This is a genomic window from Streptodolium elevatio (genome assembly GCF_040649515.1).
GTDB lineage: Bacteria > Actinomycetota > Actinomycetes > Streptomycetales > Streptomycetaceae > Yinghuangia > Yinghuangia elevatio.
Window position 1 is genome coordinate 1 of sequence record NZ_JBEZFP010000007.1, and the last position, 16,615, is coordinate 16,615.

At 72.0% G+C, this 16,615-nt stretch carries 18 protein-coding genes; 11 read left to right on the forward strand and 7 right to left on the reverse strand.

Annotated features, from left to right (window positions below):
- Positions 1-134 precede the first annotated feature (134 nt).
- Positions 135-875, reverse strand: coding sequence for a polyprenol monophosphomannose synthase (locus AB0C36_RS04085; RefSeq protein WP_358348872.1), 741 nt, complete (start codon positions 873-875; stop codon positions 135-137).
- Positions 876-1,054: 179 nt separating this feature from the next.
- Positions 1,055-1,609 (reverse strand): DUF4232 domain-containing protein, encoded by a 555-nt coding sequence (locus AB0C36_RS04090; RefSeq protein WP_358348874.1) that lies wholly within the window; start codon positions 1,607-1,609, stop codon positions 1,055-1,057.
- Positions 1,610-1,740: 131 nt separating this feature from the next.
- Between AB0C36_RS04090 and AB0C36_RS04095 the strand changes: the two genes are divergently transcribed.
- The gene (locus tag AB0C36_RS04095; protein WP_358348876.1) at positions 1,741-2,178 is read left to right on the forward strand and encodes a hypothetical protein; all 438 of its coding nucleotides are present in this window, start codon (positions 1,741-1,743) and stop codon (positions 2,176-2,178) included.
- 118 nt (positions 2,179-2,296) lie between these two features.
- Here AB0C36_RS04095 and AB0C36_RS04100 read toward each other — a convergent pair whose 3' ends face one another.
- Complete coding sequence (locus AB0C36_RS04100) at positions 2,297-2,884, reverse strand: TetR/AcrR family transcriptional regulator (protein ID WP_358348879.1); 588 nt, start codon at positions 2,882-2,884, stop codon at positions 2,297-2,299.
- Between the two features lie 102 nt (positions 2,885-2,986).
- Between AB0C36_RS04100 and AB0C36_RS04105 the strand changes: the two genes are divergently transcribed.
- Positions 2,987-3,397, forward strand: a complete 411-nt coding sequence (locus AB0C36_RS04105) for an organic hydroperoxide resistance protein (protein ID WP_358348881.1) — start codon at positions 2,987-2,989, stop codon at positions 3,395-3,397.
- Between the two features lie 125 nt (positions 3,398-3,522).
- On the opposite strand, the gene AB0C36_RS04110 is transcribed toward AB0C36_RS04105, so the two are convergent.
- A complete protein-coding gene (locus tag AB0C36_RS04110; RefSeq protein WP_358348884.1) occupies positions 3,523-4,356 on the reverse strand; it encodes an alpha/beta fold hydrolase in 834 nt (277 codons plus the stop codon).
- Positions 4,357-4,468: 112 nt separating this feature from the next.
- Here AB0C36_RS04110 and AB0C36_RS04115 point away from each other — a divergent pair, with 112 nt between their 5' ends.
- Positions 4,469-5,584 carry a phosphotransferase family protein gene (locus AB0C36_RS04115; protein ID WP_358348887.1) on the forward strand — a complete coding sequence of 372 codons (1,116 nt, stop codon included), beginning with the start codon at positions 4,469-4,471 and terminating at the stop codon, positions 5,582-5,584.
- Between the two features lie 63 nt (positions 5,585-5,647).
- Here the strand turns inward: AB0C36_RS04115 and AB0C36_RS04120 are convergent, their stop codons facing one another.
- Positions 5,648-6,373: a hypothetical protein gene (locus AB0C36_RS04120; RefSeq protein WP_358348890.1), complete on the reverse strand. Its 726-nt coding sequence runs from the start codon at positions 6,371-6,373 to the stop codon at positions 5,648-5,650.
- A gap of 105 nt (positions 6,374-6,478) precedes the next feature.
- On the opposite strand from AB0C36_RS04120, the gene AB0C36_RS04125 reads away from it, so the two are divergent.
- On the forward strand, positions 6,479-6,994 hold the full coding sequence (locus tag AB0C36_RS04125) for a hypothetical protein (RefSeq protein ID WP_358348893.1): 516 nt from the start codon (positions 6,479-6,481) through the stop codon (positions 6,992-6,994).
- A 189-nt stretch (positions 6,995-7,183) separates the two neighbouring features.
- Here the strand turns inward: AB0C36_RS04125 and AB0C36_RS04130 are convergent, their stop codons facing one another.
- On the reverse strand, positions 7,184-9,121 hold the full coding sequence (locus tag AB0C36_RS04130) for a hypothetical protein (RefSeq protein ID WP_358348896.1): 1,938 nt from the start codon (positions 9,119-9,121) through the stop codon (positions 7,184-7,186).
- A gap of 201 nt (positions 9,122-9,322) precedes the next feature.
- Here AB0C36_RS04130 and AB0C36_RS04135 point away from each other — a divergent pair, with 201 nt between their 5' ends.
- Positions 9,323-10,069, forward strand: a complete 747-nt coding sequence (locus AB0C36_RS04135; RefSeq protein WP_358348899.1) for a flavodoxin family protein — start codon at positions 9,323-9,325, stop codon at positions 10,067-10,069.
- 66 nt (positions 10,070-10,135) lie between these two features.
- Here AB0C36_RS04135 and AB0C36_RS04140 read toward each other — a convergent pair whose 3' ends face one another.
- Positions 10,136-10,582 carry a response regulator gene (locus tag AB0C36_RS04140; protein WP_358348902.1) on the reverse strand — a complete coding sequence of 149 codons (447 nt, stop codon included), beginning with the start codon at positions 10,580-10,582 and terminating at the stop codon, positions 10,136-10,138.
- Positions 10,583-10,874: 292 nt separating this feature from the next.
- Between AB0C36_RS04140 and AB0C36_RS04145 the strand changes: the two genes are divergently transcribed.
- The 6 genes from AB0C36_RS04145 (at position 10,875) to AB0C36_RS04170 (ending at position 16,567) form a co-directional block, all read left to right on the forward strand.
- Positions 10,875-12,548, forward strand: a complete 1,674-nt coding sequence (locus AB0C36_RS04145) for a sensor histidine kinase (RefSeq protein ID WP_358348905.1) — start codon at positions 10,875-10,877, stop codon at positions 12,546-12,548.
- Positions 12,545-13,789, forward strand: coding sequence for a PP2C family protein-serine/threonine phosphatase (locus AB0C36_RS04150; protein ID WP_435838980.1), 1,245 nt, complete (start codon positions 12,545-12,547; stop codon positions 13,787-13,789). Before AB0C36_RS04145 ends, AB0C36_RS04150 begins: the two co-directional genes overlap by 4 nt.
- Before the next feature lie 211 nt (positions 13,790-14,000).
- Positions 14,001-14,429, forward strand: a complete 429-nt coding sequence (locus AB0C36_RS04155) for a response regulator (protein ID WP_358348908.1) — start codon at positions 14,001-14,003, stop codon at positions 14,427-14,429.
- A gap of 321 nt (positions 14,430-14,750) precedes the next feature.
- On the forward strand, positions 14,751-15,728 hold the full coding sequence (locus AB0C36_RS04160) for a SigB/SigF/SigG family RNA polymerase sigma factor (RefSeq protein ID WP_358348910.1): 978 nt from the start codon (positions 14,751-14,753) through the stop codon (positions 15,726-15,728).
- 29 nt (positions 15,729-15,757) lie between these two features.
- Entirely contained in the window at positions 15,758-16,153 is a 396-nt protein-coding gene (locus tag AB0C36_RS04165) for an ATP-binding protein (RefSeq protein ID WP_358348913.1), read from the forward strand.
- A 30-nt stretch (positions 16,154-16,183) separates the two neighbouring features.
- The gene (locus AB0C36_RS04170) at positions 16,184-16,567 is read left to right on the forward strand and encodes an STAS domain-containing protein (RefSeq protein WP_358348915.1); all 384 of its coding nucleotides are present in this window, start codon (positions 16,184-16,186) and stop codon (positions 16,565-16,567) included.
- Positions 16,568-16,615: the final 48 nt, after the last annotated feature.

Below are 16,615 nucleotides of genomic sequence, written 5' to 3' on the forward strand. Positions count from 1 at the left end.
GCGGCGATGCCATCGCCGCGGGGCTCGGACGTTTCCGACCTGAGCCGGGCCGATCCGACCCGCGCCGGACCGGGCCGAGACGGCTGAGCCGGGCGGCTGCGAACCGCCCGGCCCGGCACCGCCGTTCCGGCGGTTCAGCGCTTGCGTCCGCCGAAGCGCAGCTTCCACGGCATCAGCGCGGACTCCAACTGCACGGCGAGGCTCATCTTCGACACGCCGTCGGCGCGCTCCTCGAAGCGGATGGGCACCTCGACGATGCGCAGGCCCTGCCGGACCGTGCGGTAGTTCATCTCGACCTGGAACGCGTAGCCGTTGCTGCGGACCGTGCCGACCTCGATGGCCCGCAGGGTGCCCGCGCGCCACGCCTTGAAGCCGGCCGTGGCGTCCTTGACCCCGAGCCGCAGGATCACGTTGACGTAGCGGTTCGCCCACGCGGAGAGGGCCTTGCGGTGCCACGCCCACTGGCTGGCGACCTCGCCCCCGCGGACGTACCGCGAGCCGAGCACGACCGCCGCGCCGGAGTCCTCGGCGAGCGTGGCGACCATGGTGGGCACCACCGATGCGGGGTGCGAGAGGTCGGCGTCCATCTGGACCACGATGTCGGCGCCCTCGTCGAGGGCCCGTGTGATGCCGGCGACGTACGCCCGGCCGAGGCCGTCCTTCTCCGTGCGGTGCAGCACCCCGACGGGGATCGCCGCCTCCTGCCCGAGCTTGTCCGCGACGTCGCCGGTGCCGTCCGGCGAATTGTCGTCGACCACGAGCACGTGCAGGTTCGGCAGCCCCAGAGCCGTCAGCATGTCGACCAGGACGGGCAGGTTGTCCCGTTCGTTGTAGGTCGGCACGACAACGGTGACTTTGGGGTCGGTCTCGCCCATGATCATTCCCACTCGTCGGACATGCGCCCCCAGGGGCAGGCGACCTGACTCGCCGCCGACGAGGTCGCGAACGGTACGGGAACTCTACGGGCCGGGCATCCCCGCGTGCCAACCGGCGGCCCCCGGGAGGGGGCCGCCGGTCTCGGGGCCGTGCCGTTGCCGGTTCGGCACGCCCGGGGTCAGCGGGGCAGTGCCGCGATCGCCTCGTCCGGAGTGCCGTGCCACCACGTGGTGATCGGGTCGTAGACCGCGATGCCGCGTGGCGAAGCGCCGAGCTCCCGGGCGGAGAAGGTGGTGCCGGCGTGCGCGGGGTCGGCCGCGACCGTGAGCGCCCGCACGTAGCGGGCGTTGCCGCTGCGGTCGTCCGTGCTCACCGCGGCGTACACGCCCTCCCCGGGGTCGAGTGCGTGCCGGGCGCCGGCCGCGGGCGGCTCGGGGCGGGCGGAGCCGTCGAGGCCCGCGAAGGTGACGGTCGGGAACCGGTCGACGGTGCACGCCGCGCCTTCGTTCACGACGCGGACCAGCACCACGCCGCGGGCGACCGGCGGGATTTGGTGCGCCTCCACGGACAGGTTGTCCGGCACGCACGGCGGCGGCAGGGCGGCCGCGGACGAGGAGGTGGCCGACGCGGCGCCGACCGTCGGTGCGGCGGCGAGTCCGACCAGCGGAACGAACGCGAGAGCCGCGACGGCGGTGAGGGCACGGGAGTTGCGGGCTGCACGGGGTGTACGCATGCGGTCGGCTTTTCCACCGACCGGTTGGTTATGCCCGCTTTCACTCTTTCGTGTGACCCAGGCAACCCGGGCTCGACTCCAGGACGTCCAAGAAAGGCCAGGAACGTCCCACTTGTAGAGGGGAATCCTTCATGCCCCGAGCACGAATCCGCAGCGCCCTGGTTGCCGTCGCCTGCGCGGGCGCGCTGACCGCCTCACTCTCCGGCCCCGCGTCCGCCGCTCCCGGGTCGCAGTACTCCGCGAAGGAGGTCGGCCGGTTCCTGCACCACTTCTACGGCAAGACCGGACCCACCCCGTGGGAGCGCGAGCACCTGGTGTCGGAGGACCTCAAGGAGCGCGCCGAGGAGGCCCCGGCCGGCTTCGACCTGCTCATGTGCACGCGCAACGCCCCGAAGGACATCGACATCGGCCCCGTGACCACCGCGCAGTCCGCGGGCGTCGGATGGGCCACGGTGTTCCTCGGCTGGGGCCCCGGCCAGGAGATCGCCGCGTTCACGGCGTACGTCGACCTCGACAAGAGCCGGCCGCTCAAGCTGCTCGACGTGAACTGCGAGCCGCCGGAGGCGTGATCGGCGCCGGGCGACCCCGCCCGCCCCACCCGCGCGTCCCCCGACGGACACACCCGCATCCCAGAACCGCCTGACACGCGCGAGCCCGCCCACACACCATGTGCGGCGGGCTCGCGCGCTATGCGTCGCCGAGGACGCGGTCCAGGGCGGGCCGGATGACCGCGCGGACCGCCGCCGCGTCGTCCAGGTAGCAGCCGACGGCCAGCCCGTCGCGCAGCAGCATGAGTATGTCGGCCGTCTCCGCCGCGCGGGGATCCCCCGCCGCAGCCAGCAGTTCGGTCATCACCGTGCGGAACCACACCCGGTGGTCCAGCACGGCCTGCCGTACCGGATGCCCCGCGTCCGGGAACTCCGCCGCGGCGTTGATGAACGGGCAGCCGCGGAAGCCGGGCTCGCGGGCGATCTCGCCCATGCGGTCGAACACCGCGAGCAGCAGTTCGCGCGGGTTCTCCCCGCCCGACGCCTCGCGCACGGCCGCGACGGCGTCGCGTTGGGCGCGGTACTGCTCGTCGAGGTACGCGTGCACGAGCACGTCCTTCGCCGGGAAGTGGTGGTAGAAGGTCGCCTTCGCCACGCCGGCCTCGGCGATGATCCGGTCGATGCCGACCGCATGCACGCCTTCCGCATAGAAGAGCGTGGTCGCGGTGTCGAGTACGCGGCGCCGGGCCGGACTCTCGCGGCGGCGCACTTCCTCTTTCTTCGTCACCACATTGACGTTACCAGACAGATCTGTCTATGCTCGGGTCTCAGCCGGACAGACAGATCTGTCTGCCAAGTGTTCGAGCACGGCATACCCGAGGGGCTTCCCATGAGCATCTACACCGCCATCGCCACATCCGCCGGCCGCGATCAGCGCGCCGTCAGCTCCGACGGTCAGCTCGACGTTCAGCTGGGCCTGCAGAAGGAGCTGGGCGGCACCGGCGTCGGCACCAACCCGGAGCAGCTCTTCGCGGCCGGGTACGCGGCGTGCTTCGCGAGCGCCATGCAGCTGGTCGCGCGCCGCCAGAAGGTCGACGCGGCCGACGCCTCGGTGACCGCCGAGGTCGGGCTGGACGCGAACGGCGAAGGCGGCTTCTCGCTGTCCGTGACACTGCGCGTCGAACTGCCCGGACACCTGTCCGAGGCGGAGGGGCGCGCACTGGTCGAGGCGACGCACCAGGTGTGCCCGTACTCGAACGCGACGCGCGGCAACATCCCGGTCGAACTGGTCGTCGAGTAGGCGCGGCAGGTCCGTCGTCCGCCCCACCGGGCGCGGCACCGCGTGCGGTCCCGCGCCGCGGCCGAGGACCGCGATCCCTTCAACACGGCTTCAACAGGCCTCAACACGGCTTCAACACGGCCTCTTCAGGTCGAGTCGACGAACTCCGCTATCGCTCTGGCCAGTTCGTCCGGCTGGTCCTCCGGTATCAGGGTGTAGCTGTCGGTGATCCCGACGAACCGGGCATCGGGGAACAGCCGCGCGAGGCGGCGGCCGTGGTCGACCGGCATCATGCGGTCCTCGACGGCCCACACGATCAGCACCGGGCGCTCGAACCGCTCGCTGCGCCGGGCGAGTTCCAGCAGGACCGTGCGGCTCGGCACGGACCGCGCGTACTTGCCCAGGTCGCGGCGCACCTGCCGGTTCGTGGTCGCGGGCCGGAACCAGGCGTCCATGACCTCCTTGGGCACCGGGCGCTTGCTCATCCACCCCCACCCGCCCGGCGCCCGTCGTACCGCACGCAGCCTCAGCGCCTGCATCACCAGGAACAGCCCGCCGGGGATGTGCGCCGCGACCGACAGCGGCCGGGCGGGCCGGGGCGGGTAGTTCTCGAACGCCTCGGACGAGGTGATGACCAGACGCGCGACGCGGTCCACCGAGCCGACCGCGATCAGCATCTGGGCGCCGCCCCAGTCGTTCTGCACGAGGGTCACCTCGTGCAGGTCGGCGGCCTCCAGGAACTCGCCTATGAGATGGCCGAGTCCGGTGAGCGAGAGATCCGCGTCCTGGTTCATCGGCCTGCGGTGGCCGCCGAGCGGGAGCGTGGGCAGTATGCAGCGGTAGTTGTCGCGCAGACGGTCCACGACGTGCCGCCACACGGTGCCGTCCATGGTCAGGCCGTGCAGGAAGACCAGTACCGGGCCTCGTCCCCCGGTGTCCGTGTACTCGACGGTTCCGGCGGACAGTTCCACTTCGGGCATGGCTCACCTCCGTGTCGACGTGTGCGACCGGCTCACGGCAAGCATGCCCGTCCGAAGGCCGCGAATCCGCAGATACTTGACTGTGTCAGACGCCCGTGGTCCGATGCGCGGCATGAGCGAGCAGAGCGGAGCAATGGCACGGCCGCGCACGTCGACCCGCGACACCGGGGAGGCGCAGGCCGCCGTACGCGCGTGGCTGCGCACCCGGGTGCCCGATCCCGACGCGGAGGTCCTGGACCTCGCCGTCCCGTCCGCGAACGGCATGTCGAGCGAGACGCTGCTGCTGACCGCCCGCTGGACCGAGAACGGCGGACCCGTCGAGCGCCGTCTCGTCGTACGCCTCGCGCCCCGGGTCGACGCGATGCCGGTCTTCCCGCGCTACGACCTGGCCGCGCAGTTCGAGTCCATGCGGCTGGTCCGCGACCACGTACCGGTCCCGGACGTGCACTGGTACGAGCCGGACCCGGCGCCGCTCGGCTCGCCGTTCTTCGTGATGGAGCGCCTGGACGGCCGGGTCCCGCCGGACATCCCGCCGTACGTCTACGGCTCGTGGGTCACCGAGCTTTCCCCGCAGGCGCGTTCGCGCATGCAGGACGCCACCGTCGAGGCGATCGCCGCGCTGCACCGCATCCCTGACGCCCCGTCACGCTTCGCGTTCCTGGACCGGGAACCGTCCAACGGCCGTTCCACGCTGCGCCGCCACGTGGACGCGACCCGGGCCTTCGCCGACTGGGCCGCCGCCGAGCACCCGTCGCCGCTCATCGACCGGGGATTCGCCTGGCTGGACGCCAACTGGCCGACCGAGGAAGGCCCGACCGTGTTGTCCTGGGGGGACTCCCGGGTCGGCAACATCATGTACACCGAAGGCGCCGACGCCCTGCCCGCTGCCGTCCTCGACTGGGAGATGGCCGCACTCGGCGTACCCGAACTGGACCTCGCCTGGCTGGTCGACCTGCACCGCATGTTCCAGACCGGTGCCGAGCGGCGCGGCGTACCCGGCCTGCCGGACTTCCTGCGTTGGGACGACGTGGCCGCCCGTTACGCGGAACTCACCGGCTACCACCCGCGCGACGAGGAGTTCCACCGCGTGTACGCGTCGCTCCGCATGTCGGTCATCTCGCTGCGCACCCAACTGCGCGCCGTGCACTTCGGCGAGATCGCGATGCCGGACGATCCCGACGACCTCATCCGCGCCCGCTGCGACCTGGAGGACCTGATCACGGCGTGAGGCCCCCGGACGCGCACCCGGCCGAAGCCGTCGCGCGCGTCCGGAGCGGTCCGCGGAGAGAGTTCAGCCGCCGACCTTCGCGGGCAGGTCCGACGCCCGGATCTGGGCCGCCCACGGGTAGCGCAGCGGGTCGATCAGCCGGTACGGCGCGTCGACCACCACCTCGGTCGCCGCGTCGTGCGGTTCGGCCGCACGGAGCCGCGCCGCCACCGCGGCCTCGTCGCCCTCGACGAACACGATGTCGAGTTCGAGCCCGTCGCGGGTGCCCGAGGCCAGCGACCACACGCCGTGCACGCCGTCCAGGGCCACCAGGCGCCCGGCACGCGCACGGGCCGCCTCGGCTCCCCCGCGCCGCTGGGTCACCACGATGCCCGTGTGGCCCACGAAAGCGACCTCGTCGGCGGGCAGGCGGATGGCGTCGTCACCGGTGGCCGTCACGGTCGCGAACACGTCGCCGTCCCGCACCGCCTTCTTGTCGGCCGGGAACTCCATGCGCCCGGCCGCCACCAGCACGTCGCGCAGTCCGGTCATGCCCTGGAACGCGGCGACGGGGTCCCCGAGAAGCGTGTAGACGGTCAGGAACGTCGACCTGCCGCCCGCGAACGGCGAGCCTTCGGCGGCGATCCGGGCGTCGTGCAGCTCGGGCGGCGCGACGTACCGCCTGCTCTGGAGGACACCGTCCAGCAGCAGGTTCGGCGGTGTGTGCTCCAGGTCGTACCAGCGGTTCCAGTCCTCTATCACGTCGGCGTCGCAGTCCAGCGCCGCGAATATGACACCTGTCGGTCGCATACCGATTGCTCCCTTCCATCATTGACTGGCGTTAGTCTCCGGCTACTTGACGCAACCTGTCGGGTCCGGGCGGACACCCGCGCCCCGGCCTTCGGAGGAGTCGCGATGACACCGGCGGAAACCGCGCAGCGCCTGTCCCAACGCCTCGCCGAGAACGGCTTCGCCGTGCAGCCCACAGCTCCGCACGCCGCGCCTCTCGGCCTCCCTTCCACCGTCGGCCACAAGCGCATAATGCACTGGCCGTCGTTGGCTTCCCAGCACGTATTCGTCGCCGTCGGCCTGGCCGAACAGTCCCGAGGCGCCGAATTCGAGAGCTACGCGGCAGCCGCGCTCGACTACGCCTGCAAGAACAAGCCGGGCCTGCCGCGCGGGTTCCAGACCGGCGTGATCGGGATCGGCGTGCTCGTGGTCCCCACAATCGACGAGGCCGTGCGCCAAGCGGTCGCGGAGCGCATGACCCCCAAGCGCTGGGCCGCGCTGAGCGCCGCGGCCGTCGTGGACGCCACGTCCGGCACGATCCACGCCTACCAGGGCCGTCGCGTCATCGGAGGCGCCTACAGCAAGATGATCAAGGCGAGCATCGCCGCCATGTCCGCCGGAGTGGTGACCCCCTCGGCGTGAGGCGGGTCATGCTCGTTCGCTGATCGTGACGGGGCGGCAAGGGCGTGTGCGAACGGGCCGCGGGGCGGCCGAGGTCGAGTTCGCCGGGTGCGGGAAAGGCGGAGGCGTCGCGGTTCGCGGCGCCCCGGAGCAGCATCAGCCGGGAGCCCTCGGACAGGTGAACGCGGCGGGGGCGGAGCGCCCGGCGGCCTACTCCGGGGCCGTCGGGGCGGGCACGTCGGTGCCGGTCTTCGTCCGTCCGACCACCTGCGGCAGCGGGCCCTGCGGCGCTGTCGCCGGTACGGGAACCACGAGTTGGCGGCCTTCGGCGGTTCCGGTGACGGGTCCCGCGGCGGTCACCCCGACGATGTCCCGGCTGCCCGCCGCGACCAGGAACCACGCGCCCGTGCCGGACTGCCACCACGTGAAGCCCACGACGTCGTTGCCCGACCTGCTGCACAGCGGCGCGTCCCGCACCGCCCCAACCGTGCGCGTCGCCGCCGCGTCGGCGCCCGGTGGTGTGAAGGCGACGTTGACGGTGCCACCTCCGACCCGGTCGAAGCCGTGCAGGCACGACCACGTCGCCTCGCCGGTCGGCGCTTCCGGGAGGGCGAAGTGCGCGAACTCCCAGTTGTTGACCAGGCGGAGGCCGTGTCCGCGCAGATCGGCGAGCATGCAGGCGGTCAACGACCAGGCGTTGAGTGCCCGTTCGCTGGACGCCGCCTCGGACGGACGGCCGGTGTGGGTGAATTCTGGTGGCGGCATGTAGGTGAGGTGGGTAGCGGCCAGTCCGCCGAGGTCGGCGACCAGGTAGGGGTTGCCGTCCGCGGCGCGCGTCGCCCGCAGTTCCAGTACGCCGACTCTGGCGCAGTCCGCGACATCGAGCAACGCCGGTCCGGTCACTCCGTCCTGATCGACCGTCAGCGGACGCGGCGAAACGCCGGGGCTGCGCAGGTCGCGGACCTGGGCCCCGGTCACCCAGGGCGCGAGCAGCAGCCGCACCCCGTCGGCGCCGCGGGTGAGGACGACCGCCGAGGCCGAGCGCGCGTCCGAGTCGTCGGCCGCGCCGACCGCGAGGGTGCGGACCTGCCCCGCCTCGGTGTAGCGGGCGAGGCGCGTGGGGTCGGCGAGCAGGACGACCCGTTCGCCGCCGACGTCGCCCGCGAAGAGGATGCGCGGGGTGCCGACGGGTGGCCCGGGGGTGGTGCGTACCTCGGCGTGCGGGGTCAGGCCGGGGTCCGGTGTCTGCCACGCCCGCACCGCTCGGTCCGCCAGGGCCGCGTCGCCGGCCAGCGGGCCGCGCGTGCTCCAGACCGCGAAGTCGAGCCGGGTGGTCGACGCCCACGCGTCCGGCGCGACCCGCACGGGCGGCACCGACGCGGCCACCGGCGCCACCGGGGCGCCGACGGGCGCACGGTCGGGCCGCGGGTCGCCGTCGACCAGGACGACGAGTGACAGGGTCACCGCGAGCGCGGTCACGGCCGCGCCCGCGGCCGTGTGGCGCCTGCGCCGACGGCGCAGCAGGTCCGACGCGCTGACCCGGACCGTGCAGGGGTCCAGCGGCCCCGCGTCGACGAGTTCGCGGACGGGGCGCCTGGAGCCGGGTGCGGACGCGCCGGCCCGCACCGCCTCCGCGACCGCGCCCTCCGGGTCCGCGGCACCGGCGTCCGCGAGCACCGACGCCACGTGGTCGGCGGTGAGCCCGGCGGGGAAGAGCAATGCGTACGCGGCACGGCCGAGCGGCGTCAGCGCGGCGACCTCGCGCTCCACCGCGAGGGCGTCGGGGTCGGCGGTCACGGTGAAGAACCGCAGGCCCCACACCCGTGGCAGCAGGCGGCGCCGGCGGCGTCCGGCGTACCGCAGCGCGCCGCGCACGACGCGGGCGCGCAGGCCGTCCTCGTCCAGCGGCTCGGCGCCGCGGCCGGGCAGGGCGTCCTGCACGATGCCGTGGGCGGCGAGCACCCGCCCGTGGCGCCCGTCCGACGGCGGCAGGATCAGGTACGCGGTGCGCGTCAGTTCCGCATAGTGGCGGACCAGGACGGCTTCGGTCCCGCGTACCCCCGCACCACCCGGCCCCCGCACCCGTGCGCCGAAGTACGCCGCCGCGGCACGCCGCCGCCACGCGTCCCGTGCGTTCTCGCCGTCCATCGCTCCCGCCCCTCCACCCGCGCCGTCGTCCCCGCGGCGGATCCGGCGATCGGTTCCACCACCACGCTGGGCAACGAGCGCCGCCCGAATGGGTCACCAACGGATAGGACAATCCTGTTAGTTGGCCCGAGCGGGTGGCGTCCTCCGGGCGTCCGGGCGATTCTCCGCGGCGGCCCGCGGCGCCCCCGGCACAGTGGGCGGATGACCGAGCGATCCGCGTCCCCGTCGGCCCCGAGCGGCCCGCCCGCGCGCTACGACGATCTGCGCGCACTGTTCGTCAACTGCACGCTCAAGCGCTCCCCCGAGGTGAGCAACACCCAGGGCGTCGTCGACATCAGCCGGCTCATCATGCGCAAACACGGCGTCACGGTGGACGAGTTCCGCGCGGTCGACCACGACATCGCCACCGGCGTCTGGCCGGACATGACGGGCCACGGCTGGGAGACCGACGCGTGGCCGGAGTTGTACGAGCGGGTGATGGCCGCCGACATCCTGGTACTCGCCGGCCCCATCTGGCTGGGCGACAACAGCTCGGTCACCAAGCGGGTGATCGAACGCCTCTACGCCTGCTCCGGAGAACTCAACGCCTCGGGCCAGTACGCCTACTACGGGCGCGTCGGCGGCTGCCTGATCACCGGGAACGAGGACGGCATCAAGCACTGCGCCGCCAACGTCCTCTACAGCCTCCAACACCTCGGCTACACCGTCCCGCCGCAGGCCGACGCGGGCTGGATCGGCGAGGCGGGGCCCGGCCCCTCGTACCTCGACGAGGGGTCCGGCGGGCCGCAGAACGAGTTCACGAACCGCAACACGACCTTCATGACGTGGAACCTGCTGCACCTGGCCCGGCTGCTCAAGGACGCGGGCGGGATCCCGGCGTACGGCAACCAGCGCAAGGCCTGGGACGCGGGCGCGCGCTTCGACTTCGAGAACCCCGAGTACCGCTGACGCCGACAGCCCCGATACCCGGCACCTCGGCGCCCACGGGGTGCGCCGGGGCCACGACCGGCGGGTTCAGTCGCGCGGCGGGGACTGTTCGGGGAGCGTCGCGGTCTCCAGGAAGAACGCGTCGATGCTCCGCACCGCCCGCGCGAAGTCGTCGAGGTTCATCGGCTTGGTGACGTACGCGTTGCTGTGGTTGCGGTAGGACGCCGCCACGTCCTCCGGAGCCCCGGACGTGGTGAGCACCACAACCGGGATCGCCTTCAGCTCCTCGTCGTTCTTGAGGACGTGCAGCAGCTCGCGGCCGCTCATGCGCGGCATGTTGAGGTCGAGGACGATCAGGTCCGGGGTCGTCGTCGAGGGATCGCGCAAATATTCCAGCGCGGCCACGCCGTCGGGCACGCGGGTGATCGCCCGGGTGTCCCGTTCACTCAGCGCTTCCTGGATCAGGACGGCATCGGCCGCGTCGTCCTCCACCAGGAGGATGTCGTAGCCGTGCCGGGCGATGAGGGGGACCATCGGATCGCTCGGGTCCTTTCAACGACGGTACTGGGCGTGCCGGGATCGTACGCGGAGTCTGGTGCCACCGGGGGGCCAACCCCCGCGGACGTACGCGCGCCGTTGCGGTGCGACGGCAAGGGTAGGCCCCGTGTTCAACCTCAGACAACAACCGTTGTCAGGGATGCGGGTATCGTGTGCGGCGCCGCGCAGGCGCCGCACGCCTCGACGGACAACACGGACAGGGAGGGGCCAGCGCGTGAGGGGATTCCGCAGTCGCGGACGTCGGTCGTGGACGACCAGGCGCTGGCTCATGACGAGCGTCATGGCCGCGCTCACCGTGCTGCTCGTACTCGGGGCGCTCGGCGCCTGGGTCCTGAACCGGGCCTCGGCGGTCACCGACCGGCTCACCGATCGCAGTTCGCCCGCCCTCATAGCCTCGCTGCGCCTGGAGAAGGCGCTGCTCGACCAGGAGACGGGCATACGCGGGTACGGGCTCTCCGGCCAACTGGCCTACCTCGAGCCGTACATGCGGGGCGTGGAGGAGCAGGAGTCCGTGGTCGGGGTCCTGCGGCCGCTGCTGGAGGGCGACGCCACCGGACGGGCGGATCTCGCCGCGGTCCTCGCCGCCGTGGAGCGCTGGCAGGCCGACATCGCCAGGCCGGTGGCCCGGGCGGAACCCGGTACCTTGACCGCCGCGCTGGTCGAGCGCGTCGAGGCCGGCAAACCGCAGTTCGACGCGGTGCGCGCCGCCGCGAAGACGCAGCAGGAGCACCTGGAGCAGGCCCGCCGGACCGCGAACCGGGATCTCGACGAGGTCGAGATCCGGCGCAACGCGATATTCGGGGCCATCGGCGTGGTCATCCTGGTACTGGCCGCGCTGGTCTTCGAGGGCCTTCGGCGCGGTGTGACGATCCCGCTCGAACGCCTGTCGGCCGACGCGCGCAGCGTCAGCCACGGCGACTTCGACCACCCCATCGAGGCGAGCGGCCCCGCGGACCTCCAGCAACTTGCCCTGAACGTCGAGGGCATGCGCCGGCGCCTGCTCGCCGAACTCGACTTCACCCTCAGGGCGCGGGCCAAGCTGGACGAGCAGGCGGAGGATCTGCGCCGCTCCAACGCCGAACTGGAGCAGTTCGCGTACGTCGCCTCGCACGACCTCCAGGAACCGCTGCGCAAGGTGGCCAGCTTCTGCCAGCTCCTCCAGCGGCGCTACTCCGGCCAGTTGGACGAGCGCGCCGACCAGTACATCGAGTTCGCCGTGGACGGCGCCAACCGCATGCAGGCGCTCATCAACGACCTGCTGGCCTTCTCCCGCGTCGGACGCACCGACGGCGACCACGACACGGTCGACCTGGAGCGGACGTTCGCCCGCGTCGCCGACACCATCAGCTTCGCCGTCGAGGAGAGCGGGGCGACGATCACCCACGATCCGCTCCCCACGCTCACCGCCAATCCGACACAAATGACCACGCTGTTCCAGAACCTGCTCTCCAACGCCGTCAAGTTCCGCGATCCCGAACAAGCCCCGCACGTACACGTGTCGGTGACCCAGGATGGCGACATGTGGGACTTCGCGGTGACGGACAACGGCATCGGCATAGCCCCCGAGTACGCCGACCGCGTCTTCGTCATCTTCCAGCGGCTGCACGCCAAGGACAGCTATCCGGGCACCGGGATCGGGCTCGCGATGTGCAAGAAGATCGTGGAGTTCCACGGCGGCGAAATCGGGGTCGACCCCGGCCATTCCCCCGGGACCCGGATCACCTTCACACTGCCGGTGTCGGACGGTCCCGACGACGGGACGGACGACGAGATCGACGACGAGATCGACGAGGGGCCCCAGGCCGATCGCGACACCGGAACCGGCGCCGGGACCGGCGAGGGAGACGAGGCCGATCGTGGCACCGGAACCGGCGTCGGGAGCGAGACCGGAGTCGACACCGGGGTCGACACCGGGGACGACCGAGACGGAGGCCGGAAGTGACAGGCCCTCTGCCGGAACCCGCCAACAGGGCGGACCGGGCCGAGCGCGTGCCCGCGACCGCCGAGGCGCCGTACCGCATCCTGCTGGTCGAGGACGACCCCGGGGACGCCCTCCTCGTCGAGGAACTGCTCGCCGACACCGGGCTCGAGCCCATCCTGCGCTGGAAGAAGACGCTCGCCGACGCGCTCACCGAGATCGGCCGGCAGGCGCCCGACGTCGTACTGCTGGACCTGCACCTGCCGGATGTCTCGGGGGTGCCCGCGGTCGGCGCGGTGCAGAACGCCTGTCCGACCGCCGCCGTCGTGGTGCTGACCGGCCTGGCCGAGTCCCGCGCCGCAACGCAGGCGGTGGCCAGCGGCGCGCAGGACTACCTCGTCAAGGGCCAGGTCGAGCCCGATCTGTTGAGCCGGGTGCTGCGGTACGCCATCCAGCGCAAGCAGGCCGAACACGCCAACGCCGAGCTGCTGGAGAACCGCATCCACGCGCAGGAGAACGCGCGCCTGGAGCGCGGCCTGCTGCCGGCCCCGCTCCTGCGCTCACCGGAGGTCGTGGTCACGAGCCGCTATCTGCCGGGTCGTCAGCGCGCGCTGCTGGGCGGCGACTTCCTGGACGTCGTGCAGACGGCGGACGGGCGCGTGCACGCGGTCATCGGCGACGTCAGCGGCCACGGTCCGGACGAGGCCGCGCTCGGCGTACTGCTGCGCATCACCTGGCGCGCGCTGACCCTCGCGGGCCATCGGGGCGTCGAACTCATGAGCCTGCTCGAAGAGGTCCTGGTGGCGGAGCGCCCGCGCTCCGACATGTTCACCACGTGCGCGACCGTCGTCCTCGATCCCGAGACGGACCTCGCGACGGTGACGCTGGCCGGGCACCACCCGCCGCTGCTGTGCGCCGACGGCACGGCGCGCGAGATGGACGCGGCGCTGGGCATCGCCCTCGGGATCATGCCGGGGCACGGGGTCTGGCGGCCCACCGAGTCCCATCTGCCCGGGGTCGACGCCCTGTTGCTCTACACCGACGGCCTCATCGAGGGGCACACCGGCCGGGGGCGCCGGCGGCTCGGCACGTCGGGTCTGATCGACCTGGTCAGCGGGGTCTCCGAGACCGACGCGGACGGTCTGCTGGACCACCTGGTCACCACCGCGCAGCACCTCAACGCGGGCCGTCACGCCGACGACCTCGCGGTGCTGCACCTGGCGTGGTCCGCGCCGGGGACGCTGCCCGCGCAGCGCGGACGTTGAGCGGACATCGGGCAGGGCCGGGAGGAGCCGCGGGCGGGCGTCCGCACGGCAACAACCGTTGTCGTACGGCGGGCACGGCGCCTAGGGTGGAACGGCGGGCGGAGGTTGGCGTGCCCGTGCGGATACGGTGCGTTCGCCCGTCCGCCCAGCCGGGAACGGGTCAGACCGGGTTTGTCATCCGGGCCGTTGCCTCTTGTGAGTGGAGTTCCCGATGGCCGGACGACCCTTTGACATCCTCCTGGTCGAGGACGATCTCGCGGACGCGCTGCTGATCGAGGAGGCGCTGCTGCGCGGCGGCACGCCCCGGCGGATCGCCCAGGTCTCGGACGGCGTCGAGGCGTTGGAACGCCTCAACGACCCGGACGCGCCGCGCCCCGACCTCATCCTCCTCGACCTCAACATGCCGCGGATGAACGGGCGCGAACTGCTCCACGTCCTCAAGAACGACGAGAAGCTGAAGGTGATCCCGACTGTGGTGCTCACCACATCGGGTGCGCCGGAGGATGTGGCCGCCGCGTACCGGAATCACAGCAACGCGTACATCACCAAGCCGGTGAATCTTGACGATTTCACCCATGCGGTGCGCAGCATCGACGCGTTCTTCCTCGACACCGCGGCGAGTCCGAATTCTCCTGAATGACCACCTTTGCCGGAGCCAATCCGGCGGGCCTCGGAAGTTGCCTCGGAAATTCCTGGCTTGACGGAGTTTCAGCTCCGCTGATTGGGTATGGCCCTGTCAGGTCGCCGAGCCCGCCGAGCGGGCGCCCGACCACCAGGGCGGTACAGGTGCCGCCCGCCAAGGCACGCGACACGTGCCGGGGCTCGCTCGCCTGAAGAAGCCGGGCGCATAGCGAAGCCCTCACCCACGGATGTGCCGTGCGCACACTCCGGTGCCGATACCGCCTCTGCGGTGCGCCGGAACGCGCCGACCGTGGGTCTTCGGACTCTTGAGGAGCCGAATATGTCCGCGCCCACCAGCGCTGTCGCTCAGTCCACCACGCAGCACACCTCGCGGATCCCCGCCGGCACCGCCGCGCGTACCACCACGCGCGCCACCAGCCGCACGTCCACACCCGACGTCCGGAAGCTGTGCCCCGAACTGCCTTCCCGTGAAGAACTGCGCTCCCTCGACAAGACCCAGGTCCGCCAGCTGACCGAGCAGTTGCTGCGGCGGCTGCGCAGTCTGGACCACGGGTCCGAGGAGTACAGCCGCGTCCGCGGCACCGTGGTCGAGCTCAACACCGCCCTTGTGCACTACGTCGCGCGGGGATTCGCGCGGCGGCGGGCGGCGTACGACGACATCTTCCAGACCGGGACCGTCGGCCTGCTCAAGGCCATCGACGGCTACGACGTGGACCGCGGTTCGGAGTTCGCCTCCTTCGCGCTGCCGACCATCTCCGGTGAGATCAAGCGGTTCTTCCGGGACACCTCGTGGGGCGTCCACGTGACCCGCACGCTCCAGGAGCGCTTCCTCGCCGTCACGCGCACCGTCGACCAGCTCGAACAGGACCTCGGCCGGGAGCCCACCGCGCCCGAGATCGCCGCGTGCCTCGACATGACCGTTCCCGAGGTCAACGAGGCCCGTGAGGCGTCCCGCGCCTACCTGGTCGACTCGATCGACGCCGCACCGAGCGGCAACGACGGCTCGGGACGGGACCGCACGCCGCTCGCCGACATGCTCGGCTACGACGAGTCCGAATTCTCCCTGGTCGATTTCCGGGAGTCCGTCAAGCCGCTCCTCAGCGCGTTGCCGCAGCGCGAGAAGCGCATCCTCGAGATGCGTTTCTGGCAGGATCTGACGCAGCGTGAGATCGGGGAGGAGCTCGGCGTGTCCCAGATGCACATTTCGCGGATCCTGAACACGACCCTGACGCGGCTGCGCCGCCAACTGGAGGCCGACGTCATGCCCCGCCCCCGCGCGCTCCACCAAGCCGCCTAGCCCGCGGCGCGCGAAGCCGCGGAAAGCCGATGCACAAGACTCCCGAGACACTCGTCGTCGAACTTGACGGCTCCGCGGGTTCCGTACGCGGCGCACGGCAGGAGACCCACCGTTTCCTTGCCGACGCCGAGCGGACCGCCCGGATCGCCCCGGACACCGCCAGGGACGTCCTGATGGTGGTGGGCGAGCTGGTGGCGAACGCCTGTCGGCACGCGCCGGGGCCGTGCCGGCTGAGTGTCGAGGTCGCATCGGATTCGGTCGACGTCGCCGTGCAGGACTCCGGGTCGTCCCGGCTCGGTCCGGCACGGCGGCGTCAGCCGCCCGGCTACGGGCTTTGGATCGTCGCGCGCCTCACCAAGGGCATCCATGTGCTGCCGGTTCCCGGCGGCAAGGTCGTCCGGGCGTCCGTCCCCCTGGCAGGATGAACCGGACGGGAGCACCCGGGGAGGAACCGCATGCCCGAGCCCTACCAGCACGAAGACGGACAGGAAGACGAGGAGCGCGTCGTGGACGCCGACAACGTGGTCGAGCGCGACGGCTGGACCGTCGTGCCGGTCCGCGGCGACCTCGACTTCTATTCCGCACCGATGTTCGCCGAGTCGGTGCGCTCGCTCGCCGCGCCCGGCCCCCGCCGGGTGGTCCTGGACCTGGCCGACGTGGAGTTCATGGACTCCACCGGACTGCGCCTGCTGCTGGGCGTGTCCCGGGATCTGCGCGAGGCGGGCGGGGCGCTGCGCCTGGCCGGACCGGGCGACCTCGTCCTGCGGCTGCTCGAGGTGACCCAGGTCGCCCCGCTGCTGCCCGCTTTCCCTGATGTAACGTCGGCGTGCAGTGACTGATTCGACCGCACCTCGCTCCTCGTCTCGACGATCCGCTTCCACCTGGTC